Source organism: Priestia sp. RMT2NF4 (assembly GCF_047872835.1).
GTDB classification, from domain to species: Bacteria; Bacillota; Bacilli; order Bacillales; family Bacillaceae_H; genus Priestia; species Priestia zanthoxyli.
Map to the genome: position 1 here is coordinate 24,490 of NZ_JBLQZO010000010.1, position 23,173 is coordinate 47,662.

The window sequence follows — 23,173 nt, forward strand, 5'->3', positions numbered from 1 at the left end:
TTGTACTGCAAAATGAAAACTTTTCCATGTAAATGATAGAATTCCACCTTTAGACATAGAAGAAAAGCATTTGGTTCTACATTACTATCAGAAAACTATGAGCTTTTTCACTGTATTTTCTGCTAAAACTTTTTTAGGGTTCTTATATAAACTTTGCTTACTGCATTTTCTTCATACAGTAGAAATCAATTATTTATCTTCCAATAAAAAGACCCCATCACGAAATGATGAGGTCACCCATTTACTATTTCTTCTTCCTTCTAGCCCCGTAAAAACCAAATAAGAGAATAAACCAAACGGGTGTCAACAATAAGGCTGGGCGCGTCGCATCAGAAAACAGCATAATAATAAGAATCACTGCAAACAACGCTAGCACAACATAGTTTATAAATGGTGTTAACGGTGCTTTGAATGTTGATGCTGCATGCAGCTGTGGACGCGTTTTTTTATATCTTAGATGGCAAATCAAAATGATACTCCACACCCAAATGAAACAAATAGCGCTGATGGTTGTTACGATGCCAAAAGCTTGATCTGGTATCAGTTTGCTTAACAAAGCTCCCGCCGAGATAACCAGCGTAGATACAAACAATCCGTTGCTTGGTACGTGGTTTTTGTTCAGTTTTGCAAACGTAGATGGCCCTTGGTCATTTTTACTTAAGTTATATAAGATACGGCTTGTTGAAAACATTCCGCTATTACAAGCAGAAGCGGCTGAAGTTAATACAACAAAATTAATAATTCCAGCAGCAAGCGGAATTCCGACTAAACTAAAGGTTTTAACAAATGGGCTTTCTGCTGCATTCAATTCCATCCACGGGTTAATAAATAAAAGGACGATAAGCGCTCCAACATAGAAAAATAAGATTCGCAGCGGAATTTTATTAATGGCCGATGGAATATTTTTTTGGGGATTTGATGTTTCCGCTGCCGATACCCCTACCAATTCAACCCCGACGTATGCGAAAATAACCATTTGGAATGAAAGTAAGAAACCTGAAACACCGTTTGGAAACAGTCCTCCATGATTCCAAAGATTTTGAACCGTAACGGATCCTGCATCTGTTTTAAATCCGATTACCAGTAAAATAACGCCAATAACAATTAACGCAAGAATCGTAATAACCTTTATTAAAGCAAACCAAAACTCTAATTCTCCAAATAATTTTACGGTTAATAAGTTAAGTCCTAATAAAATGATTACACAAATAAGTGCAGGAATCCACTGAGGAATATTGAACCAATATTTCACATATACGCCAACGGCAATCACATCAGCCATAGCTGTCATGATCCAGCAAAACCAGTACGTCCACCCTGTGACAAATGAAGCCCATGGTCCAAGATACTCTTCAGCAATATCTGTTAACGATTGATAACCTGCTTTAGACAGCAGTAGTTCTCCTAGCGCTCTCATCACAAAGAAAAGCGCAATACCCACAATTAAATAAGCAAAGATGATAGAGGGACCTGCAAGCTGTATGGCTTTACCAGAACCTAAAAATAATCCCGTCCCAATGGTTCCTCCAATCGCGATTAGCTGAACATGACGATTGGATAAATCCCTCTTTAATTCTCGTTGTTCCAACTCTAACTCCTCCTAACAATAAAACCTTTGATGCGATCGTGCGGACTACAAAATAAAGTCCAATAAAAAAAGAGATTGGATGCGCTCCAATCTCATGGTCATAAGAATAACAAATATTATGGTACATGCTACCAATTAGTAACATACCAAATAAATATCCGGTACTCTTCTGTCCTTTTGCCTGAGATTGTGAACCCTTCGGCGTCGCGAAACTATCGCGATCTCTCCAGAAGCTGCTCCTGCTATAGTGTGATCCATAGCAATCATAGCTTTCTACGTATTAAATTTTTCGATTAAGATAATGACTGTCGAATAGTTGTTTATTCTAATACCAGTTGGATGCTTTGTCAACAAGAAAGATGACTTTCATTTATTTACCTTCTTCGAAAGAAGGTAATGAAACAGGTTCAATCGTCAACTTAGTATCCTTTTCTACATGCTACCTGAGTCCCTGCGGAAACCTAAATACGTTAAATGGATCGTACTTTTTATTTACTCTTTCTAATCTCTCTGCGTTGTCTCCAAAATACTCATACTCGTAGTTTCTAAGGTTGCTGATAGGGAAATTCACATAGGAGCCTTTCGTAATACGTTTAATATATTGAAATCGCTTATACAGCCACTCTCTGTTTGCTCGTGCAAACGCATCGTCTGTCCATACAGATTGAAAGCCCAGGATATATCTAGCGTTTCTGTAAAAGAAGGCCGTTTCTCTGTTACCAACACTGCGAATTTCTCCTCCTAGTGCATAAAAAGAAATCGCGGCGTAAACGGAACCTTCTGCTGGACGCTGTATGAGATCTGCAAGATTTTCAAGCTCGCCAACTGAATAACTTCTTTGCACAAATCTTCCCGTTGACTTAAATTTTTCAGACGGAGGATAGGTTGCTTCTATCTTTTGTACCGCTTCAAGAAAAGATAATGACTCTAGCTCGACTCGGAACCCCTCCACCTCTGCAAAAGGCTGCAAGATCTTTCGAGCTCTTTCTGGAGATCCGTAAAAGAAGCCGTTCGCAAATATGCCCAATCCTTCTCCTTCTGCATTATAAAAACTGGCAACTAGCGTCATACGTTTGTCCAATTCAGGCAGCCAGCTTTGCCATATATTCATCACTTGTACCTGTTTTTCTCTTGTAGTACCTACATAAAAGAAGCGAACAAGCGTCACAGAGCTGTTCGTCGGTTTTGGAAGCTGAAACGTCATGCTTGCCACAACGCCAAAATTACCGCCACCAGAACCTCGGCATGCCCAAAAAAGATCCGCGTTACACGATTGGTTTGCTTTAATAATCTTTCCTTCATAATTGACCAACTCTAGCTCTATCAAGCTGTCACAGCCTAATCCGTAAAGTCTGCTCGAAAGCCCCCAGCCTCCTCCGAGCGTAAAGCCAGACACCCCAACAGTCGGACACGTTCCTCCTGGAAACACATATCCGTTCGAACCGATAAAATCATACACTTCCGTATTCTTTGCTCCTCCCTCCATCTTTAAGATGTTCCGTTTCCTATCCAATTTCAACCCGTTTAACCGACTGATATCAATGACTAATACACAGTCACCCGTAGAATACCCTTCATAATGATGACCGCCAGATCGAATGCGAATGTCTACACGATGCTTGCGCGCCCATTGAATTGCATTTACAACATCCTGCTTTTTTTCACAGTACACAATCACAAGCGGAAATTTATCAATAGCACGATTCCACTCCTGACGAGCTTCCTCATAAATGGGGTCTTTCGGCGTTACCACTTTACCCGTAAGCCCTTTCAAAAACATTGAGTCCATTTGACCTCTGCCCCTCTGTATATACTTTTTATCAGTTTTATTACTATAGTATTCTTGGAGTGGTTGAGGGTGTGGGTTTTCAAGACTAGATTGGCGTTTATCATCTCTATAAAAAATGAAATTTCAGTTCATTTACTGAAATATAAGTACTAATAAAACTTCTTTTCGGTGCTCCAATGCTTTCTAAAACCTAACTTTCCAATAATTCAAATTAGATATATTAGAATATTTTTTCTTCCAACAAGAGTCCAATTCAAATAAAAAAAGAGCAGAACCAAATCTGCCCTTTACTCTTCATCTATTTATTTCTTTAACGTCAAACTCACCACATTCTCCACGTGCGCTGTATGAGGGAACATATCAACAGGCTGAATGTAATCAACGTTATAAGCCTTCGACAGCTGCTGCACATCTTTGGCTAATGTGGATGGATTACAAGATACGTAAACCACTTTCTTTGGCTTTACTTGTAAAATTGTTTTTAGAAGCTTGTCATCACAGCCTGTTCGCGGCGGGTCAACGACGATAACGTCTGGCTTCCAGCCTTCTTTTACCCACTGCGGCATCCATTTTTCAGCCGGACCTGTTACGTACGTGGCATGCTCAAATCCATGATCTTTGGCATTTTTTCGCGCGTCTACAATGGATTCTTCAATCGTGTCCATTCCGCGAATTTCTTTGGCATCTTTAGCAAGCCATAAGCCAATTGTCCCTACTCCGCAGTAAGCATCTACGATTTTTTCACTGCCTGTTAGCGCAGCTGCTTTTTTTACTTCTTCATATAGCTTCACCGTTTGGAGAGGATTCAGTTGGAAAAATGCACGCGCTGAAAGTTCGAATGAGATATCACCTAACGTTTCTTGAATCACCGACTTTCCAGCAAGTGTAAACGTTTCGTCTCCAAAAATAAGCGATGTTTTTTGACCGTTTACGTTTTGTACGAGTGATTTCACTTCCGGTAGGCGGCGCTGAATTTCTTTCATCAGCAGCTCTTTTTTCGGAATTTCTTTTTTAGCCGTAATCAAGACAATTTGAACTTCACCCGTTTCAAACCCTACTCGAGATACAATGGTACGCACAATTCCACGGCGTTTACGCTCATTGTAGATAGGAATTTGAAGGTCTTGTAAAATTCGTTTTATTTCTTTTGTCACGTGATTTGTAGCTTTATGCTGAATGGGACAGTTTTCAATATCAATCAAGCGGTGAGAATTCAGTCCATACAAACCAGCAATGACTTTTTGTTTGTCCACGCCGACTTGAAACTGAGATTTATTACGGTAGCGCCACGGATCTTCCATACCAATCGTTTGGCGAGTTTTTTCCTCTACTTTTTTTAATGAACTGTGACGTTCGAACGCTTGCAGAACAATATCCCGCTTGGATTCTAGCTGACCTTCATAAGATAAGTGCTGAAGCTGGCAGCCTCCGCACTGGTCGTAAATCGGACAGGGTGCTTCTACGCGATGAGGAGATTTTTTGCGAATTCGCTTGATTTTCCCTTCGGCAAACTTATGCTGAACATTTGTTGCTTCTACAACCACTTCTTCATTCGGTAATGCTCCCGGTACAAAGACGACTTGGCGCTTAAAATAGCCTACGCCTTCTCCATTAATACCGAGTCTTTTTATCGTCAACGGAAACGTTTGTCCTTTTTGAACTTTCATTTCAGTTTTGGGTTTATTCATGAGACCAACTCCGATTAGTTTAAATTCTTTATATAGTTATTAACGGTCTTTAGCTGCTTAAAACTTATTGGACCGTATCGCTTTAAAAAAGACATCAACGCATATTATAACACTTCAACAGCAAAAAACCGACAGAAGAAATATTCCCGTCGGTTTTTATCTTTATTTCGTTTTAGAAGGACTTTTCTTCATTTGTTTGCGTTCGTTCATTAAATCATCAATGCTTTTAAACGTATAGCCCTGCTTTTTTAAATCCACAATCGCTTGATCTAACGCATCTGCGTTATCCTTTGAAACGGTATGCAGAAGCATGATCGCACCTGGATGTATTTGAGTCATCATATTGTCGTATGAGTAGCGCCAGCCTTTTTGTTCATTCACTTTCCAGTCAACGAATGCTAGTGACCAAAATACGTTCGTATAGCCTTCTTGCTTTGAAAGAGCTAGCGTTCGTTCGCTAAATACACCTCTAGGTGAGCGGAGATACTTCATTTCATCACGACCGGTAATATTCTTGTATTCATCTTTTACTTTTTGCAGCTCTTCTTTAAAACGTGCATCATCCACTTGAGTTAAGTCAGGGTGATGCCATGAATGATTGCCGACAATATGCCCTTCTTTTACCATTCGCTTAATTAGCTTAGGCTCTTCTTTTAAATAGTGTCCTGTTACAAAAAACGTCGCAGGAACCTTTCTTTTTTTGAGCACGTCTAATACCTGCGGTGTATAGCCATTTTCATAACCGTTATCAAACGTTAAATAAATATTTTTTTTAGTTGTATCGCCGAGGTAAAACGCATCATACTTAGCAAGAATGTGTTCATAAGCTGTACCTGCGGATGCAGGCTTGTGATTTTTACTTTTTTGAAATCCCCAGCTGATCGGAGTGTTTCGATACATTTGTGCTTCAACAGATGCTATGCCTGTTGACATCACGAATAAAAAAACGAGAAAAAAGGTGAACCGGCGCATAAGAAGCTCCTTTCGGAAGTCATTTTACGCTTAGTATCCACTCAATTTTCTCGTTCATGAACGTTACTTTTTACCATACGTTCCCGACGTATGTTTATTTAAATACCGGTTCTTTAAATTGCTCAAGCTTTTCAAATGAAGACTTGTCTACATCTGCATGCAAGCTGTTTCCGTGTGAATCCATCGTCACTACAGCTGTAAAGCCTTCTACTTTTAGATGCCACATTGCTTCAGGAATACCGAACTGCATCAAATCAACGCCTTCTACGCTCTTGATACAATCAGCATAGTACTGCGCAGCTCCTCCGATAGCATTTAAGTATACGCCCCCGTGCTCTTGAAGAGCAGCAAGCGTTTTAGGACCCATACCGCCTTTACCGATAACCGCGCGGATACCAAATTTCTTCATAATATCTCCTTGGTAAGGTTCTTCACGGATACTTGTTGTTGGTCCTGCAGCGGTTACGTGCCATTTTCCATCTTCATCTTTTAACATAACCGGGCCACAGTGATAAATGATTTGTCCATTTAAATCAATTGGCGCATCGTGGTCTGTTAAATGTTTATGAATAGCGTCGCGTCCTGTGTAGATCATACCGTTGATGCGCACTACGTCACCAACTTTTAATTCACGAATTTGCTCTTCTGTAATAGGTGCTTGTAATACAACTTCTTTTGTTTCATCCGCATTTTGTTTCTCTTCTGCACCTGCATTTTTATTAAAATCTACTTCTTCGCCTTCTTGATACAGCCACTCTTGAACGCTTCCTGTATCAGCGTTGATTTTAATACCTAAGCGACGGTAAGCCCAGCAGTTATACGCAACTGACACATAGAAGCTAGCAGGAATACGATTGATTACGCCGACTTTACAGCCAAGTAATGTCGTTTCTCCGCCAAAGCCCATTGTACCGATTCCTAGCTTATTAGCATTTTCCATTACATACTCTTCTAATTCTTTCAGCTGAGCGTTTGGATTTTCGTCATCTAAGTTTCGGAACAGCTGCTCTTTTGCTAATTCATAGCCTGTTGTACGGTCGCCACCGATTCCAACACCAATGACGCCGGCGCTACAGCCTTGGCCTTGCGCTTGGTATACTGAGTGCATCACACATTTACGAATACCGTCTAAATCACGGCCAGCTCGGCCTAACCCTTCTACTTCACAAGGCAGGCTATACTGAATGTTTTTATTTTCACAGCCGCCGCCTTTTAAAATAAGACGCGCATCAATATAGTCATTTTCCCACTGTTCAAACTTAATAACCGGCGTGCCTCCGCCTAAATTATTACCGCTGTTTTCTCCCGTTAACGAATCTACAGAATTAGGGCGAAGCTTTCCGTGCTTTGTTGCTTCTTCAATTGCCCAATAAATCGCTTCTTTAATTTGAAGCTGATTCACTCCTACAGGGGTTTTAATTTTAAATGTTGGCATACCTGTATCTTGACAAATTGGCGATAAATTATCATCCGCCATCTTAATATTATTGGTAATGGTCGCTAAAGACATTGCTGCACGCGTTCCTGCATTTTCACGCGCTTTTGCCTTTGCGATAGCACGTCGAACGTCTTTTGGCAATTTTGTAGATGTTTCAACAATTAAATCGTACATGCTTTGTTTTAAAGCTTCAATCATCACTTAATTCCTCCCATATCCCGCTAATGTATGTATTTATCTATCTGTCGTACAACTTTCAAAATTTATTATACTCCTTCAAAAATTGTTTCGAAAGACCTTTATAGGAGGATTTCCACTTCAAGCAAAAAAGCGCTAGTTTTTCTAGCGCTTTTTTCTTCTTCATTCTTTATCTTTTTTAAACTGCTCACATTTTGCTTCTAGGTCATCAATCATTGTAATCAAACGGTCAATATCTTCTAGATCTGTGTTTTCAGGCTCCATAGAGTCTAATACGTGTACAAACATATTTAAACGATCTTTTAAATAACGTACTTGTGAATCTTTATCTCGAACGGCGTTTCCCATTTTAAACCCTCCTGATGTAGCTTTTCATTCTTATTTCCTTATATCCTAACGAATACTTTCATATTTGACAACTAAAAGCAATAAAATCCATAATAGTCACTGGTGTCCGTTTTGAATGGGACGTATAATTTAGTCTAGCAGGACGGACCGTGAGATGTTTTCATCATCATTTCACTTTACGGAAAAATAAAAGGAGTTTTTTTATGGCCACTTTACAACGAATTACCCCGGAGTTCGATCCGTGGGAAGCGTATTTAGATATGAAACAATATGGCAAACCGACGCTCACAAACGTTGAATTTACAACAACGACGCTTTGTAATATGCGATGTGAGCACTGCGCAGTTGGATATACGCTGCAGCCAAAAGACCCAAACGCACTGCCTCTTGATTTAATTTTAAAACGTCTCGATGAAATTCCAACACTTCGAGCGTTAAGCATCACGGGCGGAGAGCCTATGATGTCTCTATCTTCTGTGAAAAATTATGTGGTGCCTTTATTAAAGTATGCACACGAACGAGGTGTCCGTACACAGATTAATTCAAATTTAACATTAGATCTTGCTCGTTACGAACAAATCATTCCTTATTTAGATGTTTTACATATTTCTCACAACTGGGGAACGATGGACGATTTTGTGGAAGCTGGCTTTGCAATGATGGAGCGAAAGCCTACTTATGAGCAGCGCGCCAAATATTTCGACCGTATGATTGAAAACAGCCGCGCGCTTGTAAAAGCAGGTGTAACGGTATCAGCTGAAACGATGTTAAATAAACGTACGCTTCCTCATATGGAAAAAATTCATCGTCAAATTGTGGATGAAATGCTTTGTCAGCGTCACGAAGTACACCCTATGTATCCAAGTGACTTTGCCAGCACCTTAGAGACATTATCTCTTCCTGAAATGCGTCAAGCGATTCATCACCTTCTTGATATTCGAGATGAAAATGTGTGGATGCTATTCGGCACGCTGCCGTTTTATGCATGCAGTAATAACGAGGAAGACTTAACGCTTTTACAGCGCTTGTATAGCAGTAAAAATGTAACCGTTCGAAACGATCCTGACGGACGTTCTCGCCTAAATGTAAATATTTTCGACGGAGATATTATCGTAACTGATTTTGGTGATACGCCTCCTCTTGGCAACATTCAAGATACAAAGCTTACAGACGCTTTTGATACGTGGCAGCAAAGCACAATTTCTAAAGAACTTAGCTGCCATTGTTCAGCGGTCTCTTGTTTGGGACCTAATATTTTGGTAAAAAACAGCTATTATCAAGATACTGATTTTAGCAAACTCCAAGCGAACATTACAAAATAACAAAAAGAGATTCCACCACTGGAATCTCTTTTTTTGTTATCTCGGCTGATCGTAAGCCCCGAAACTTAAGGAGACATAATCTTGTACTGGAATCCATGCTCCAATTCCTTGAGACGTTACATTTCTCACCACAATTGAACGCTTGCTGCCTTTTACCGTTACATATACTTCCCCATACGTTACTTTTCCCTTTTCACTTACAGCAGGCGTGTACGCATAGAGATAACCTACTTTTTTAGGAGCTACGTTATACACCTGGTCTTTTTTCGTTCCGGCACCTACAAACGTTTGAAATGATAAAGTGAGCTTTGTTTTTTTAGCTGCTTCAATTAGCATCATTTGTTTAACATGATCAGGCTGAGGCACTTTTGCCGTTAATCCGCCTTTTACATGGCTTTGATTTTCCTGACTGTACATCATTTTGTACTGAGTTTTTCCTGCTCTGTTATCATAATGATTCGTATTGATTCGCTGGTGCTGCCAGTTAACGTTTGTTTCTGTTGATTCATAATTTAACGGCCACTGTCCTAAAAAAATGGTTGCTCTGAATCCAATTGCCCATGGAGTTTTAGAAATGTTTGATTCATTTAATATACGAATTAAATCAGGGTTTTCAATTTTTACATTTGACGTTTCAATGAGCTCTTTTGTGAACTCACTCGGCTGCAAATAAGGCGTGTCTTGACTAGCATTTGGATACGTATTTTCTTTTGAAATATTTAAAGCTGAAGAAGGCACGTTGATGGTAGGCTGAGCTGTTTTTGCAATGGCGATCTTCGTTGAACATGAAAACGAAATAATGATGGTAAACACAAATAAAAGCAATTTACGTAACATCTAGAAACTCCTTTCAACATCGTTAATGAATGCAACCATAGTTTTTTCAAACATCCCCTGTTTTATCCTGAATACCAAAAGGGAAATTCTTCTATTCACTCACAAAAAAGAAACGTCCACATAAAGTGAACGTTTCTTTTTTAAATGAGATAAAAACCAATTCCCATAATAATATAAGCACCTAAAAGAGTTGCGCCTTCAAACCAGTTTGTATCTCCGTCATTAGAAATCGCAATCGTTAAAAATACGGCTGTTACCATCGCAATCAACTCAGGCCAAGTAAAAACAAGAGACATTTGGCTTTCGAACATTAGCGAAACAAGTACTAATATTGGTGCTACAAACATCGCTACTTGTAAAGTTGATCCAACAGCAATTTCAACAGCTACACCCATGCGATTTTTAACGGCCATAATAATAGCGGAAGCATGCTCTGCCGCGTTCCCAACAATCGCTACAATGATGACCCCGATAAACAGCTCACTCCAGCCAAAGCTTTCCGAGACAATTTCGATTGTACTTACCAAGCTTTCGGATACATAAGCCACCGCTAACGTAGACAAAAAGAGAACCGCAATCGCTTTCCACATTGACCACTCTGGCTCCTCATGTTCTTCCACTTCTTCACTTTTATGCTGATACACGCCTCGATGCGTGACCAGCTTAAAGAATAACGCCGCTAAGTATAAGATGATGAGAATAATGGAAATTCCGACACTTAGAGACATGGTCTTCGCTTCGTCCATTTCGCTAGCAAACACTTCAGGAATAACAAACGCAACGATAACGGCAAAGATCAATAATCCAGAATTATGTCTTGCATCATAGACATTAAATTCTTGACGCTTAAATTTAAGTCCCCCGATAAAGAATGAAAGACCGCCTACAAGAAGGAGATTTCCTAATACAGAACCGGTTAACGATGCAAGCACCACGGCTGTAAGGCCTTCTTTTAAAGCAAAAATCGAAATGATTAATTCTACAGCGTTACCAAAGGTAGCATTCAATAGACCGCCTATTCGAGGACCAGCTACAACAGCTAAGCTCTCTGTAGCTCTTCCCATAAAAGCTGCGAGGGCAATGATTGTTAAACAGTAAATAATAAACATAAGAACATCTGACCAGTGCATCATGTGCCCAATAACAGATAGCGGCACCCCAAGAATAACCGCTATCAGAAAAATCCGATTGATCATCGATATGTACACCTACCTTATTCATTTTTTGACAACAAAATCAATCATATAAAATTAATGGAATTTGTATAGACTCACCGTCAATGTTAGTATTTTTAACCTATTTTTATAAATGATAAACCTCTAATTGATTTTTGATTAAGATATTTAAAAATCAGCCAAACTACCAAGGATAATGAGATAGAATGAGGAGTGAAAAAATGAGTAATGATGTAAAAAATCAAATTTTATCGGTACTGGATGACTATACAATCGGAACGTTAGCTACGATTCAAGATGGAAAACCTTATTCACGCTTTATGATGTTTTTTCATGAAGATCTTGTGCTTTACACCGCCACCAATAAAGATACCCACAAAGTCGAAGAACTAGAAAAAAACCCTTACGTTCATATTTTGTTAGGCTATGATGGGCAAGGTTGGAGTGATCCGTATGTAGAGGTAGAAGCCAAAGTAAATGTAGAAACAAACGAAGAGTTAAAAAAGAAATTTTGGAATGAAAAGTTAAAAGAGTGGATTAAAAGTCCAGATGACCCAAATTTTTTGCTTCTTCAGCTGACTCCTGAACGCATGCGCTATTTTGATAAAGCCGGAAGCAAACCAAAAGAAATATAAAAGTGGACAATGTCCACTTTTATTTTATTTCGAAGGTTTCTGTCACTTCTATACTGTCAATAACCGACTGTAGCATTGAACAATTTTTTCGGGCTAGCTCAATCGATTTTTCAATTTTGTCTAATGGCAGGTCTTTTCCCGTGATGATATAGTGCAAATGAATTTTTTCGATTCGCCCCGCTTTTTCATCATTGCGCGTTACATCAGCTTGGATGTGTAAATCGGAAAAAGCGATTCTTTTTTTCTCTAAAATCTTTCTTAACACGCCTCCGCTGCACACGGCAATTGACGATGTCATTAGCTGATACGGACGAAAGCCATGCTCTTCATCTCCGGCGATATGTAGCTCTCCATAAGGAAAATCTGTCGTAAACCCCGCCTCTTTTTTCATGTTAAATTCCATTTTCTTCACTCCTTTCCTTCATTATAAACCGTTTTTTATATAACCAACTACTCTCACTATAGATCACTTGTTACACCGCGGTTTATTTCCGGGCACCATCACAATAAAAAAATCCGAACGAATTTGATTCTTGATCAAGAATCAAATTCGTTCGGATCTTCCTTCAACTAATATACTTTTGTCCTAGCCTTTTGTATGACTCCGTATTAAATTAATTTTCCAGCGCGAATATCATCCGTCATTCCTTCGTAAGGCGCTTGAGCGATAACTTCCTCATTGTTTACTCCGACATTTTTGATGAATGTAATGTCAGCAAATTCGGGAACCACGTATTTCGGATATGTTTCGTATTTTTCACGGGATTCATGCATTAAATCAAGATAATCATTTTGATAGCACACGGTAATTTCAGGATGTTCATGTACCCATTTTGGGAAGAAAATAATTCCGTGCATGCGTTTTTCATCAGGCATAAAGTTCAAAGATACATCTGTCCCCGTTGGTTCAGTCCAAGATACTTTATATACACCTTCTGTTAATTTCACAATATCTACTTTTTGGTCACGAACCCATCGTCCTGCCACCATTCCGCTATGAATACGATAATCGATTGTATTTTCGTTTTTAATATAGATTTCATATTCCCATCCGTTTTCGTATGTGTAAATCATATGATTTCCAATAAATTTTTCCATGTCTATACCTCTCCTTTGATTTGATTTATAAAACTTCGTATATGTCTAGCACAACGCTTTCTGGGTTTCTTACAGCAGCGCCTATAAACATGCGGTCCTGTAACCACTTATACTTTGCACTTCCAGTTTCAAAGACAGGAATCGTACGAAAGTAAACGTGCTCTGGAGGTATAATTTCACCTTCAGCAGCCTGTTCTCTAAACTCTTCACTAACCTGACGTATTCCATTGTTTTCAATATAAATAAGTTCATCATCTTCTGTTTGAATGACATATCGTGCAGATAAATCGACGCGGCCATCCCAACGAATAATTTGAGAATCCGCTCCACTTGGAAGAATTAAGCCTTTTATTTCCCCGTCTGCAGTACCTGACTTAATGGGAATAAACTGTTTTTTTCCTAATCCTGTATGACCAATAACGACGGGTGTACCAACATTAATTGTGAATGTTGCTATTTTCTTCAGCCCTGGTTCTATCATAGCAATCACCTCTTAATTGTAAATAAAAACATGTAAATATTTACACGTTTTATTCTACTCCCCTTACATAAAGATGTCAAATGGACAGCACGGCCTGTTTATATCCTTGTCAATAAAGCGTTTTCCTTGTACGATTAAACAGTTGGATTGACAAAATATAGATAAAAAGAGGTTAAATGCTATGGGTGCTACTCATCAACAACGTTTCTGGATTTTAGTTAGCCTTGTCGCCATTTCTGGATTCAGCCAAGGCATGCTGCTGCCTTTAATTGCTATTATTTTTGAGAAAGATGGTCTTTCCTCTACTATAAACGGATTAAACGCAACTGGATTGTACCTGGGCATCTTATTTATTTCTCCTTTCATGGAAGCGCCGCTTCGCAGATACGGATACAAGCCAATTATCGCAGCAGGAGGACTTTTAGTTATTGTATCTTTAGCTTTGTTTCCCCTGTGGAAATCTGTTGTATTTTGGTTTGTGCTCCGTTTATTTATTGGAATAGGAGATCACGCGCTGCACTTTGGAACTCAAACGTGGATTACATCGTCTTCCCCTGCTGATAAAAGAGGTAGAAACATTTCACTGTATGGGCTCTTTTTTGGTATTGGTTTTGCTGTTGGTCCTTTAATGACGCCGTTAATTGAAATTAATCAAGCGCTGCCTTTTATGATTTCTTCTGCTCTATGTCTTCTAACGTGGGTATTTTTATTTTTGATAAAAAATGAATTTCCCCTTCAGGGAGTTGAGGTTAATTCATTAAAAGAAACGGCTAAGCGATTTTCTAAAGCGGCTAAATATGCTTGGATTGCTTTTTTACCGCCTTTTGGATATGGTTTTTTAGAGTCATCACTGAACGGCAGCTTTCCTGTATACGGTTTACGAATTGGATTGCAAGTAGAGTTTATTTCACTGCTGCTGACTTCCTTTGCAGTTGGAGCTATTGTGTTTCAGCTTCCTCTTGGCATACTGAGCGATAAATTCGGACGGAAATTGGTATTAGGATGGATTTTATCAATTGGAGCCGTGACTTTTTTTACAGCAAGTCTCTTGGAAGACACCGCTATTCCATTAGTAGCGTGTTTATTTATAGCAGGCATGGTTGTAGGTTCTACGTTTAGTTTAGGAATCAGCTATATGACGGATTTGATTCCTACTCGTCTGCTTCCTACAGGTAATTTACTATGCGGCATTGCTTTTAGTATCGGAAGCCTTGCCGGTCCTTACATAGGCGGTACTTTTATTCAGTTCTTTCATCATGTCAGCTTTTTTAATATTATTAGCGGGATGCTTGGCTTTATTTTTATCCTTCTTTTTGTATTCGGACAAAAAATGCCTATGCAGCAAAAAACAAGCGAGAACTTATAAGTTCTCGCTTGTTTTTAAACTTTTAGCGTCCGGTGCTGAAGAGCTGATTTTTCAATTTGTATCGTCGTATGCTCAATACCACAGTGATCGTGTACTAAATCAATGGCTTTTTGCAAAATCTGCTGACAATCTTTTTCATCTTCTACGCGCATATGACAGCTCAATGAGTCCAGTCCTGAAGTAATCGTCCAAATGTGTAAATCATGCACATCTTTGACTCCTTCAATGTTTTCAAGAAGGTTTTTTATTTCACTGTGATCCACTCCCTCAGGAGAGCCTTCCATCAAAATATGAACGCTATGAGCAAGCACGCCCCAAGCGCTTTTTAAAATTAATACAGACACAACTACAGAAATAATCGGATCAGCAATATACCATCCAAACAGCATCATAAGAAGTCCCGCTACAATAGCTCCAATAGACCCTAAAGCATCTCCCAATACGTGTAAGTAAGCGCTGCGCAAATTTACATTTCCTTTTACATCGCCTTGTCTCATAAGTGACCATGCGCTGATTAAATTAGCGAGTAAACCAACAGCAGCAATCAGCATCATGCTGCCGCTTGCTACAGACTGCGGCTCCAGTACGCGCTGATAGGCTTCATAAATGATAAACCCTGCTATTACAAACAGTGCCACTCCGTTAAAAAGAGCCGCTAATATTTCAAAACGATAATAACCGTACGTTTTTTTAGCCGACGCAGCTCGGTTAGCAAACCATATGGCTATGAGGCTAAGAGCAAGTGAGCTTGTATCAGACAGCATGTGTCCGCTATCGGATAATAGCGCTAAACTATTTGTAAAAAGCCCTCCAACAAACTCAAGAACCATAATACCCGCGGTGATAATTAGTGCAATTAACAGACCTTTTTTGTTGCCTTCACGCTGTGTATCAAAATGGTGATGATGACCATGATGATGATGGTGGTGATGATCATGACTCATGCAAAGCCCCTCCTTCTAATCGTTATGTGCGCATTCTACGTGCTGAATCACTTGATGCAGTATTCCAACCACGTGTTCATCATCGTACGTATAGAAATACGTATTCCCTTCACGGCGATATTTTACTAAACGTAAATGACGCAAGTGAGTTAACTGATGTGAAATAGCTGATTGTGAAACACCAAGCACTTCAACCATATGACCGACTGAACACTCTTCTTGAAATAGCAAATAGAGAATCTTCATTCTCGTAGGATCTGAAATAGCTTTTAGTATTCTTGATGCTTCTTCTACTGTTTGAGGTGATAAAAACGAATGTTCATCTTTTTTCATAACATCTCTCCGTTCATTATATGCAAGTATATGAGCATATGTTCATATATGAATTATAAAATACCTTTTTCTCTATAGTCAATTATTTACGTCTTTCAAAATTTTTTTGCCTATTTTAAAAAAAAATCCACACAAAATACTTTTTCTGTTATATAATACAATTAAATATAATAAACTGTATTAAAACAGATGGAGAGGAGAATAATAAATGAGCAGACAAGAACGTAAAAACATGATTACATTTATTGAAACAATGAAGGGGATTGACCGTGAAACCTTAATGTACATGACGGATGCCGATATCGAGCACATTTACACTTCCGCTTATAAATATTATGAAGAGCATTTAGATATGTAGTACGTTTTTTACAGAATGCAGACGTCCAGCTGCATTCTGTTTTTATTTTTTAAGCATTAGTTGTTACCTACTTGCTTGTTCCGTGCTATACTATACTAAATATCCCAATTCAAAAGATAATAAATGGAAAAAGTGTGCTGCTATCGCTGAGATGGCAGCTTTCGTGCTTTTTTAGGGGTAATGATTGTGATTATTTTTCTCAATTATCGTTCAAGGAGGATTTGTATGGAAAATGCGTTACCTAAAAAACAAGAACAAACGCCGCAAACATCTTCTGCTGTCAACGTATTAAAAACACATGGTGAACTCATTGCTGCACTGTTGAGCGGAGTGCTTATTTTAGCCGGCTGGCTGATTTCAAAACAGCAGGATACAGCTGTATCTATTACGCTCTTTGTATTAGCTTATGTGATAGGTGGATTTGCTAAAGCAAAAGAAGGCATTGAAGAAACGATTGAAAATAAAGAATTAAACGTCGAAATGCTAATGATTATTGCTGCCATTGGAGCGGCTGTAATTGGCTACTGGACAGAAGGTGCTATGCTTATTTTCATTTTTGCACTAAGCGGTGCATTAGAAACGTACACCATGAATAAAAGCAACCGAGAAATTAGCGCCTTAATGAATTTGCAGCCGCAAGAAGCAACGCGGCTGATTGGAGACCAAGAAGAAATTGTCTCCATTTCAGATTTACAAATCGGAGACTTGCTGTTAGTTAAGCCGGGTGAACGAGTGCCGTCCGATGGTATTGTTGTCTCAGGTCAAACAACGATTGATCAGGCGGCTATTACGGGTGAATCTGTCCCTGTACTAAAACAGCTCGACGATGAAGTATTCGCGGGCACGGTGAATGTGAAAGGCGCCATTACCATTAAAATGACAAAGCCAAGTGCTGAGACGCTGTTTCAAAAGATCATTCAACTTGTTCAAACGGCTCAAAGTGAAAAGTCTCCTTCTCAATTGTTTATCGAACGATTTGAAGGCACATACGTAAAAATTGTTCTATCGGTTGTGGCAGTTATGCTGTTTCTCCCCCACTATGTGCTTGGATGGAGCTGGACTGAGACATTTTACCGAGCAATGATTCTCTTAGTTGTAGCGTCTCCTTGCGCCCTAGTTGCATCTATCACCCCTGCTTCGCTGTCTGCTATTTCAAACGGAGCAAAAAAAGGAATTTTGTTCAAAGGCGGCGTGCATTTGGAAAGGTTAAGCCATTTAAGCGCAATTGCTTTTGACAAAACAGGCACGTTAACAAAAGGAAAGCCAGAAGTGACAAATGTTATTGTACGTTCTGATATAAACGAACAGGAATTTCTTATTAAAATAGCATCAATTGAACGTCAGTCTAATCATCCGCTTGCTCAATCCATTGTTGACTTTGTGAAAAACAAGCAGGAATTGACGCTCGTTCAGCCAGATTCACTTGAAGACGTTCCCGGATACGGTGTGATTGGGTCTCTTCAAGGAGATACGTGGAAGATAGGAAAAGCAGATTTTGTAGGTAAAGAAGAAGCAGCTGAATTTGAAAATGGGATTTCATCTACGCTTGCCAGTGAAGGAAAAACGATTGTGTACGCAAAAGACCAGCATGGTATTGTGGGATTGCTTGCGCTAAAAGACGTTGTACGAACAGAAGCTGTAGAAGCTGTTAAATCTCTGAAAGAGCAGGGTATTCATACCGTCATGATTACAGGAGACAGCGAAAAAACAGCCGAGGCCATTTCAAAAGAATGTGCCGTCGATGAATACATTGCAGAATGCTTGCCTGAAGCGAAAGTAGATAAAATTAAAGCGTTAAAAGAAAAATTCCCTACCGTTTCAATGGTGGGAGATGGGATTAACGATGCACCTGCTCTCGCTACTGCTAACGTTGGAGTAGCTATGGGAGAAGGAACGGATGTGGCACTTGAAACGGCAGATATTGTTTTAATGAAAAATGATTTATCAAAAATTTCGGATGCAGTAGCTCTTTCCAGACGAATGAACTCAATTGTGAAGCAAAACGTTATTTTTTCTATTGCCGTCATCTTTTTATTAATTTGTTCTAATTTTTTCCAAGTGCTTGATATGCCATTTGGTGTTATTGGTCACGAAGGCAGCACCATTTTAGTTATCTTAAATGGCCTTCGCTTGCTAAAATCTTAACGAAAAAAAGCCTAACGTATTTGTTAGGCTTTTTATTATGGAAATCGATGCCTTAATGGTAACCGTTTTGTCCATTTTGGCTGTTGCTTGTTTTATGCTTTGGCTGGCTCTTTTTATTTTGCTTTGTATTGCTTCCGTCTTTTTTTGTATGCTTTGTCATGATGTAAAACCTCCCTTTCACTTGGTTAGTATGCTCATATCTTGCGAATGATTTCATCCCAATTTGTGACTATGAAGATTTGACTCGGCGGTCGTAGAAAATAGCGTTAATTTCTCCTCCAATAACGATAATCATCCCCGATAGGTACAGCCAAATAAGCAAGATAATAATTCCGCCCAAGCTTCCATATGTAGCCGTATAGTTATTGAAATGATTGACGTAGTACGCAAATAGCATCGATACCACTGTCCATCCGACCGTAGCAAAAGCCGCTCCTTTTACAACATTTCGAATCAGCAGCTTTTTATTAGGAGCAAAGTAATACAACCCCGTAAAAACAGTAAACAAAATGAGACCGCTGATAATCCAGCGGGAAGCAGACCATAAAGCGAGAAAAGTTTCTGAAAATCCAAACGTAGACGATAAATAAAGACCAATCATATGACCAAAAACAGGAAGTAAAAGCGCTACAATAATAACAAATATCATCGCAAAAGTAAGGAGAACTGCCATGCCTCTCGCCACTAAAAACGGCCGATTTTCTTGTACGTGATACGCTCGGTTAAATGCCCTTACGATCGCATTAATTCCATTTGAAGCAGACCACATCGTGGCAATGATACCAAAGGACAATAGTTTTTCATTATGAGAACCAATGATATGAGAAACGTTGCTTTCAATCATGTGCAGCGTTTGCTGTGGCGCTACATTTTCGACCAAGTCAAGCAGATCTGTTGATTCCAATGGCAAAAATCCAATCAGCGTAATTAAGAAAATTAAAAAAGGAAATAGCGAGAGCAGCAAATAATAAGCCAATTCAGCTGATAAGCTGGGCAGCTCATCTCGATGAATGCGGCCCATGAGTTCTTTGCCAAACTTTACGATGTTATTTATGTATATTCCAGCCATATGTGCCTCCTTATTTATTTTTGTTCATCACCATACTTCTCTACAAATGCTTCTTTTGTATCGTTTACAATTTCCATCACCTGAGGGGTTGTTTCTTTTAACTTTTCTACTTTTCCTGCTACAAATGATACATCTTCAGAAACTTGCTCAATGGTCGTACGGATCGTTTCATATTTCTCTTTCACAGTATCCGTCACAAGTTCAGGATGCTGAATAAGAGTTTTTGTTTTGTCTTTCAGTTTTTTACTTCCTTGAATGACGGAACTTCTGGTTTCTTTATCAAATAAAGAAACAGCTCCTCCTATAATTGCTCCAATGACCATACCTTCTACTAGCTTATTTCGTTTACCCATTTGTCGTTTCTCCTCCGTTTTTTATTTTTTAAGTATCACTTATTCTGAGAAATGCTTTTCTATAATTTCGTCTAAAAGAGCCTTGCATCCTTCTTGAACTAAGTCATATACTTCGTCAAAATTTCCCGTGAAATAAGGATCAGGCACATCTTCAATATGTAAATCGGGCACAAAATCCAAAAGTCTTGCAATATAACCTGTTTTAGTATGTCCAGCCATTCTTCTCAGATTTCCTACATTTTCGACATCCATTCCAATAATATAATGAAATTTAGCTACATCCTCTTGAATCACTTGTCTTGCTGTTTGCCCTTTAAAATCAATGTTGTTTTTCGTTAAAATAGATTGCGTCCCTTCATGAGGAGGATTTCCTTTGTGCCAGCCTCCTGTGCCTGCAGAATCTACGTGAATTTGTCCTTGTAGCCCTTTTTTCTTCACCATATCTTTAAAGACCGCTTCTGCCATGGGTGAACGACAAATATTTCCCAAACAAACGAATAATACGTTAATCATAGTCTCGACTCCTTTCCCTTATTACAAACATTATATACAATCATTTTTAAACTAAAAAATAGTTTTCTTTTATTTATATCGTTTCCACTCTTCTGTGGATAAGAACCTGACATAAAAGTGTTCACACGATAAAAACATGTTACAATAAAAAAAACGCAACTGGAAGGATGAACAAAGTGGATTTATCAGTAAAATCTCCAGAGAATATTAAACATATGGTCGATAGCATCAGTGAAAAATTGCGCATGCTAAATATCGGAGCAATTAAAGCCGAAGCTTTTGACGAAGAAATGTATGAAGACTTAAAGTACTTATACGATATGGTAATGAGAAAAGATTCTTTTAGCCCAAGTGAAATGCAAGCGATCGCGGAAGAATTAGGTACACTGCGTAAACAAGCTTAATGACACCTCCGTCAATGACTAATAGCCATTGACGGTTTTTTCTACATTTTTTTCTATACATGAATGCTGCACCTTTTAGCGAGCAAATAAGAGTTAAATCGTTTACATACACATAGATGAAATATTCCCAAAAATCTTTCTTTTTTATTAGGAATTGACGTTTTTATTATTTGTCTATAGAATGTATCGAAATACCTAAAGCTCGTATAGTCTTGGAAATAGGGTCCAAGAGTTTCTACCGAACTACCGTAAATAGTTGGACTACGAGGGTTGAACATCATTCATACTGCATTTTTATTCTTCTTTATGTTCTCCCTTACATAGTCCTTCATTGTTATTCAGTTATACAATGAGAGGAGTCACATTCATGTCAAATACAAAAACAACCTTAAAAAAACAGCTTGCTGTTGCCAATAAAAAAATACCTGCAGATCTTGTAGTGAAAAACGGGAAAATTATCGATGTCTTTACGCTTTCCATCATTGAAGCCGATATTGCGATTGCTGATGGAGTGATTGTTGGAATAGGTCAATACGACGGGAATAACGTCGTTGATGCAAAAGGAAAATACATTTCGCCTACGTTCATTGATGGACACGTTCACATTGAATCATCAATGGTTACACCTAAAGAGTTCTCAAAACTTCTTGTACCTAGAGGCGTTACAACTGTCGTAACGGATCCTCATGAAATTGCGAATGTTTCAGGGAAATCTGGCATTGAGTTTATGCTTCAAAACTCGGATTCCATTCCTTTAGACGTATTTGTGAACTTACCTTCAAGCGTGCCAGCAACTCCTTTTGAAAGCTCTGGAGCCGTCTTAAAAGCAGCTGACTTAGCGCCATTTTTCTCTCACTCTCGCGTGCTTGGATTAGCAGAAGTGATGGATTTCCCTGCTGTTCGAGATGGAGATGACGATATGCTCGATAAATTACAAGCAGCTAACGATGCAAACGGCGTAATTGATGGGCACGGCTCAGGGCTAGATGCCACGGGCGTTAACATTTATCGTACCGCTAATATTTCAACAGATCATGAATGCGTAACAGCAGAAGAAGCAATTGAACGTATTCAGCGCGGGATGTATGTTCTAATCCGCCAAGGTTCTGTTGCTAAAGATTTGAAACAATTGTTACCTGCTGTAAATGAACGCAACGCGCGCAGATTTTTATTCTGTACCGATGACAAACATCTAGATGATTTATTAACGGAAGGCTCTATTGATTACAATGTTCGTTTTGCTATTGAACTCGGGCTGGATCCGTTAATTGCGATTCAAATGGCTTCATTAAATGCCGCTGAATGCTACGGGTTAAAAGATAGAGGTGCGGTTGCTCCTGGTTACAAAGCTGATTTTATTCTGTTGGACGACTTAACCGATATATCTGCAGCACATGTTTATCAAAACGGAGAGCTCATTGCTGAAAATGGAGAGATGCTGTCTGTGCAAGAAGAACAAATTGATCTTCCGACAGAACTAATGAATTCTGTTCATTTGAAAGAGTTTTCTATTAACAAACTTACGATACCACTTCAGCACAATCGGGCTAATATTATTGAAATTAATCCAAACAGCCTGCTTACAAATCATATTGTAGAAGAAGTTCAAGTAAAGCAAAACGAATTTCAGCCTTCTGTAGAAAACGATCAGCTGAAAATGGCTGTTGTTGAGCGCCATCATCTAACAGGAAATATTGGTCTTGGGATCGTAAAAGGCTTTCAGCTAAAAGACGGAGCGATCGCTACTACGATTGCTCACGATTCACATAATATCGTAGCCGTAGGAACAAATGATGAGGATTTAGCAAAAGCAATTGCGGCAATTGAAGAAATCGGCGGAGGTATTGTTATTGTAAAAGATAATGAAGTGATTGGTTCCCTCCCTCTTTCCATCGGAGGGTTAATGTCACCTCACCCTTACAATGAAGTAAATAGCTTACTTAAGCAGCTTCACGGGGCTCTTCATGAGCTTGATATTTCACAGAAATTCAACCCGCTGCTGACGTTATCTTTCTTAAGCTTGCCTGTTATCCCATGTCTAAAATTAACCGACAAAGGATTATTTAACGTAAAAGAATTCAAGCATATCCCCGTTCAAGCATAAAACAAAAAGGACTCT

Annotated in this window: 23 protein-coding genes and 2 riboswitches; of the genes, 7 read left to right on the top strand and 16 right to left on the bottom strand. The window is 39.0% G+C overall.

Annotated elements, in window-relative coordinates; translation table 11 throughout:
* Nucleotides 1–244: 244 nt before the first annotated feature.
* The 6 genes from ACMX9J_RS25010 to ACMX9J_RS25035 form a co-directional block, all read right to left on the bottom strand.
* A complete protein-coding gene (locus ACMX9J_RS25010; RefSeq protein ID WP_028412440.1) occupies nt 245–1,588 on the bottom strand; it encodes an amino acid permease in 1,344 nt (447 codons plus the stop codon).
* Between the two features lie 159 nt (nt 1,589–1,747).
* Nucleotides 1,748–1,828: riboswitch (glycine riboswitch) on the bottom strand.
* A gap of 199 nt (nt 1,829–2,027) precedes the next feature.
* Nucleotides 2,028–3,377 carry an FAD-binding oxidoreductase gene (locus tag ACMX9J_RS25015; protein ID WP_165635411.1) on the bottom strand — a complete coding sequence of 450 codons (1,350 nt, stop codon included), beginning with the start codon at nt 3,375–3,377 and terminating at the stop codon, nt 2,028–2,030.
* A 302-nt stretch (nt 3,378–3,679) separates the two neighbouring features.
* The gene (gene rlmD, locus ACMX9J_RS25020) at nt 3,680–5,065 is read right to left on the bottom strand and encodes a 23S rRNA (uracil(1939)-C(5))-methyltransferase RlmD (RefSeq protein ID WP_154990665.1); all 1,386 of its coding nucleotides are present in this window, start codon (nt 5,063–5,065) and stop codon (nt 3,680–3,682) included.
* Nucleotides 5,066–5,227: 162 nt separating this feature from the next.
* Nucleotides 5,228–6,037: a delta-lactam-biosynthetic de-N-acetylase gene (gene pdaA, locus ACMX9J_RS25025; RefSeq protein WP_325078057.1), complete on the bottom strand. Its 810-nt coding sequence runs from the start codon at nt 6,035–6,037 to the stop codon at nt 5,228–5,230.
* A 94-nt stretch (nt 6,038–6,131) separates the two neighbouring features.
* Entirely contained in the window at nt 6,132–7,673 is a 1,542-nt protein-coding gene (locus tag ACMX9J_RS25030; protein ID WP_325078056.1) for a fumarate hydratase, read from the bottom strand.
* Between the two features lie 162 nt (nt 7,674–7,835).
* Nucleotides 7,836–8,021 carry an SE1561 family protein gene (locus ACMX9J_RS25035; RefSeq protein WP_013081532.1) on the bottom strand — a complete coding sequence of 62 codons (186 nt, stop codon included), beginning with the start codon at nt 8,019–8,021 and terminating at the stop codon, nt 7,836–7,838.
* Between the two features lie 203 nt (nt 8,022–8,224).
* Here ACMX9J_RS25035 and yfkAB point away from each other — a divergent pair, with 203 nt between their 5' ends.
* Nucleotides 8,225–9,343, top strand: a complete 1,119-nt coding sequence (gene yfkAB / locus ACMX9J_RS25040; RefSeq protein ID WP_034263747.1) for a radical SAM/CxCxxxxC motif protein YfkAB — start codon at nt 8,225–8,227, stop codon at nt 9,341–9,343.
* A gap of 36 nt (nt 9,344–9,379) precedes the next feature.
* Here the strand turns inward: yfkAB and ACMX9J_RS25045 are convergent, their stop codons facing one another.
* Together ACMX9J_RS25045 and cax are read right to left on the bottom strand one after the other, a co-directional pair.
* The gene (locus ACMX9J_RS25045; protein WP_028412446.1) at nt 9,380–10,180 is read right to left on the bottom strand and encodes a YfkD famly protein; all 801 of its coding nucleotides are present in this window, start codon (nt 10,178–10,180) and stop codon (nt 9,380–9,382) included.
* A 140-nt stretch (nt 10,181–10,320) separates the two neighbouring features.
* Entirely contained in the window at nt 10,321–11,376 is a 1,056-nt protein-coding gene (cax, locus tag ACMX9J_RS25050) for a calcium/proton exchanger (protein WP_034263745.1), read from the bottom strand.
* 200 nt (nt 11,377–11,576) lie between these two features.
* Between cax and ACMX9J_RS25055 the strand changes: the two genes are divergently transcribed.
* On the top strand, nt 11,577–11,990 hold the full coding sequence (locus tag ACMX9J_RS25055) for a pyridoxamine 5'-phosphate oxidase family protein (RefSeq protein WP_034263743.1): 414 nt from the start codon (nt 11,577–11,579) through the stop codon (nt 11,988–11,990).
* Nucleotides 11,991–12,009: 19 nt separating this feature from the next.
* Here the strand turns inward: ACMX9J_RS25055 and ACMX9J_RS25060 are convergent, their stop codons facing one another.
* The 3 genes from ACMX9J_RS25060 to ACMX9J_RS25070 form a co-directional block, all read right to left on the bottom strand.
* On the bottom strand, nt 12,010–12,393 hold the full coding sequence (locus tag ACMX9J_RS25060; RefSeq protein ID WP_165635414.1) for an OsmC family protein: 384 nt from the start codon (nt 12,391–12,393) through the stop codon (nt 12,010–12,012).
* 206 nt (nt 12,394–12,599) lie between these two features.
* Complete coding sequence (locus ACMX9J_RS25065) at nt 12,600–13,088, bottom strand: phenolic acid decarboxylase (RefSeq protein WP_034263740.1); 489 nt, start codon at nt 13,086–13,088, stop codon at nt 12,600–12,602.
* Between the two features lie 25 nt (nt 13,089–13,113).
* Nucleotides 13,114–13,569: a DUF3237 domain-containing protein gene (locus tag ACMX9J_RS25070; RefSeq protein WP_028412450.1), complete on the bottom strand. Its 456-nt coding sequence runs from the start codon at nt 13,567–13,569 to the stop codon at nt 13,114–13,116.
* Nucleotides 13,570–13,750: 181 nt separating this feature from the next.
* Here ACMX9J_RS25070 and ACMX9J_RS25075 point away from each other — a divergent pair, with 181 nt between their 5' ends.
* Nucleotides 13,751–14,935 (top strand): MFS transporter, encoded by a 1,185-nt coding sequence (locus tag ACMX9J_RS25075; protein ID WP_098999466.1) that lies wholly within the window; start codon nt 13,751–13,753, stop codon nt 14,933–14,935.
* A 14-nt stretch (nt 14,936–14,949) separates the two neighbouring features.
* On the opposite strand, the gene ACMX9J_RS25080 is transcribed toward ACMX9J_RS25075, so the two are convergent.
* Nucleotides 14,950–15,879, bottom strand: a complete 930-nt coding sequence (locus ACMX9J_RS25080; protein ID WP_416226365.1) for a cation diffusion facilitator family transporter — start codon at nt 15,877–15,879, stop codon at nt 14,950–14,952.
* Nucleotides 15,880–15,894: 15 nt separating this feature from the next.
* On the bottom strand, nt 15,895–16,212 hold the full coding sequence (locus ACMX9J_RS25085; protein WP_034267028.1) for an ArsR/SmtB family transcription factor: 318 nt from the start codon (nt 16,210–16,212) through the stop codon (nt 15,895–15,897).
* Nucleotides 16,213–16,420: 208 nt separating this feature from the next.
* Between ACMX9J_RS25085 and ACMX9J_RS25090 the strand changes: the two genes are divergently transcribed.
* A complete protein-coding gene (locus ACMX9J_RS25090) occupies nt 16,421–16,570 on the top strand; it encodes a BH0509 family protein (RefSeq protein WP_013055132.1) in 150 nt (49 codons plus the stop codon).
* 225 nt (nt 16,571–16,795) lie between these two features.
* Complete coding sequence (locus tag ACMX9J_RS25095; RefSeq protein WP_034267025.1) at nt 16,796–18,715, top strand: heavy metal translocating P-type ATPase; 1,920 nt, start codon at nt 16,796–16,798, stop codon at nt 18,713–18,715.
* 229 nt (nt 18,716–18,944) lie between these two features.
* Here the strand turns inward: ACMX9J_RS25095 and ACMX9J_RS25100 are convergent, their stop codons facing one another.
* Genes ACMX9J_RS25100 through ACMX9J_RS25110 form a run of 3 tightly spaced genes read right to left on the bottom strand, consistent with a single transcriptional unit; the run spans nt 18,945 to nt 20,650 of the window.
* Nucleotides 18,945–19,784: a YihY/virulence factor BrkB family protein gene (locus ACMX9J_RS25100; protein ID WP_034267022.1), complete on the bottom strand. Its 840-nt coding sequence runs from the start codon at nt 19,782–19,784 to the stop codon at nt 18,945–18,947.
* A gap of 14 nt (nt 19,785–19,798) precedes the next feature.
* A complete protein-coding gene (locus ACMX9J_RS25105) occupies nt 19,799–20,137 on the bottom strand; it encodes a hypothetical protein (RefSeq protein ID WP_047751736.1) in 339 nt (112 codons plus the stop codon).
* 39 nt (nt 20,138–20,176) lie between these two features.
* A complete protein-coding gene (locus tag ACMX9J_RS25110; RefSeq protein WP_033580741.1) occupies nt 20,177–20,650 on the bottom strand; it encodes a low molecular weight protein-tyrosine-phosphatase in 474 nt (157 codons plus the stop codon).
* A 176-nt stretch (nt 20,651–20,826) separates the two neighbouring features.
* Here ACMX9J_RS25110 and ACMX9J_RS25115 point away from each other — a divergent pair, with 176 nt between their 5' ends.
* Both ACMX9J_RS25115 and ade read left to right on the top strand, forming a co-directional pair.
* A complete protein-coding gene (locus ACMX9J_RS25115) occupies nt 20,827–21,054 on the top strand; it encodes a DUF1128 domain-containing protein (protein ID WP_013055127.1) in 228 nt (75 codons plus the stop codon).
* Nucleotides 21,055–21,236: 182 nt separating this feature from the next.
* Nucleotides 21,237–21,338, top strand: a riboswitch (purine riboswitch).
* An 83-nt stretch (nt 21,339–21,421) separates the two neighbouring features.
* Nucleotides 21,422–23,158 (top strand): adenine deaminase, encoded by a 1,737-nt coding sequence (ade, locus tag ACMX9J_RS25120; RefSeq protein WP_047751737.1) that lies wholly within the window; start codon nt 21,422–21,424, stop codon nt 23,156–23,158.
* Nucleotides 23,159–23,173: the final 15 nt, after the last annotated feature.

Coding starts and splice junctions, on each gene's coding strand:
- ACMX9J_RS25015 (WP_165635411.1), bottom strand. CDS start 3,377: ATGGACTCAATGTTTTTGAAAGGGCTTACGGGTAAAGTGGTAACGCCG.
- rlmD (WP_154990665.1), bottom strand. CDS start 5,065: ATGAATAAACCCAAAACTGAAATGAAAGTTCAAAAAGGACAAACGTTT.
- pdaA (WP_325078057.1), bottom strand. CDS start 6,037: ATGCGCCGGTTCACCTTTTTTCTCGTTTTTTTATTCGTGATGTCAACA.
- ACMX9J_RS25030 (WP_325078056.1), bottom strand. CDS start 7,673: ATGATTGAAGCTTTAAAACAAAGCATGTACGATTTAATTGTTGAAACA.
- ACMX9J_RS25035 (WP_013081532.1), bottom strand. CDS start 8,021: ATGGGAAACGCCGTTCGAGATAAAGATTCACAAGTACGTTATTTAAAA.
- yfkAB (WP_034263747.1), top strand. CDS start 8,225: ATGGCCACTTTACAACGAATTACCCCGGAGTTCGATCCGTGGGAAGCG.
- ACMX9J_RS25045 (WP_028412446.1), bottom strand. CDS start 10,180: ATGTTACGTAAATTGCTTTTATTTGTGTTTACCATCATTATTTCGTTT.
- cax (WP_034263745.1), bottom strand. CDS start 11,376: ATGATCAATCGGATTTTTCTGATAGCGGTTATTCTTGGGGTGCCGCTA.
- ACMX9J_RS25055 (WP_034263743.1), top strand. CDS start 11,577: ATGAGTAATGATGTAAAAAATCAAATTTTATCGGTACTGGATGACTAT.
- ACMX9J_RS25060 (WP_165635414.1), bottom strand. CDS start 12,393: ATGGAATTTAACATGAAAAAAGAGGCGGGGTTTACGACAGATTTTCCT.
- ACMX9J_RS25065 (WP_034263740.1), bottom strand. CDS start 13,088: ATGGAAAAATTTATTGGAAATCATATGATTTACACATACGAAAACGGA.
- ACMX9J_RS25070 (WP_028412450.1), bottom strand. CDS start 13,569: ATGATAGAACCAGGGCTGAAGAAAATAGCAACATTCACAATTAATGTT.
- ACMX9J_RS25075 (WP_098999466.1), top strand. CDS start 13,751: ATGGGTGCTACTCATCAACAACGTTTCTGGATTTTAGTTAGCCTTGTC.
- ACMX9J_RS25080 (WP_416226365.1), bottom strand. CDS start 15,879: ATGAGTCATGATCATCACCACCATCATCATCATGGTCATCATCACCAT.
- ACMX9J_RS25085 (WP_034267028.1), bottom strand. CDS start 16,212: ATGAAAAAAGATGAACATTCGTTTTTATCACCTCAAACAGTAGAAGAA.
- ACMX9J_RS25090 (WP_013055132.1), top strand. CDS start 16,421: ATGAGCAGACAAGAACGTAAAAACATGATTACATTTATTGAAACAATG.
- ACMX9J_RS25095 (WP_034267025.1), top strand. CDS start 16,796: ATGGAAAATGCGTTACCTAAAAAACAAGAACAAACGCCGCAAACATCT.
- ACMX9J_RS25100 (WP_034267022.1), bottom strand. CDS start 19,784: ATGGCTGGAATATACATAAATAACATCGTAAAGTTTGGCAAAGAACTC.
- ACMX9J_RS25105 (WP_047751736.1), bottom strand. CDS start 20,137: ATGGGTAAACGAAATAAGCTAGTAGAAGGTATGGTCATTGGAGCAATT.
- ACMX9J_RS25110 (WP_033580741.1), bottom strand. CDS start 20,650: ATGATTAACGTATTATTCGTTTGTTTGGGAAATATTTGTCGTTCACCC.
- ade (WP_047751737.1), top strand. CDS start 21,422: ATGTCAAATACAAAAACAACCTTAAAAAAACAGCTTGCTGTTGCCAAT.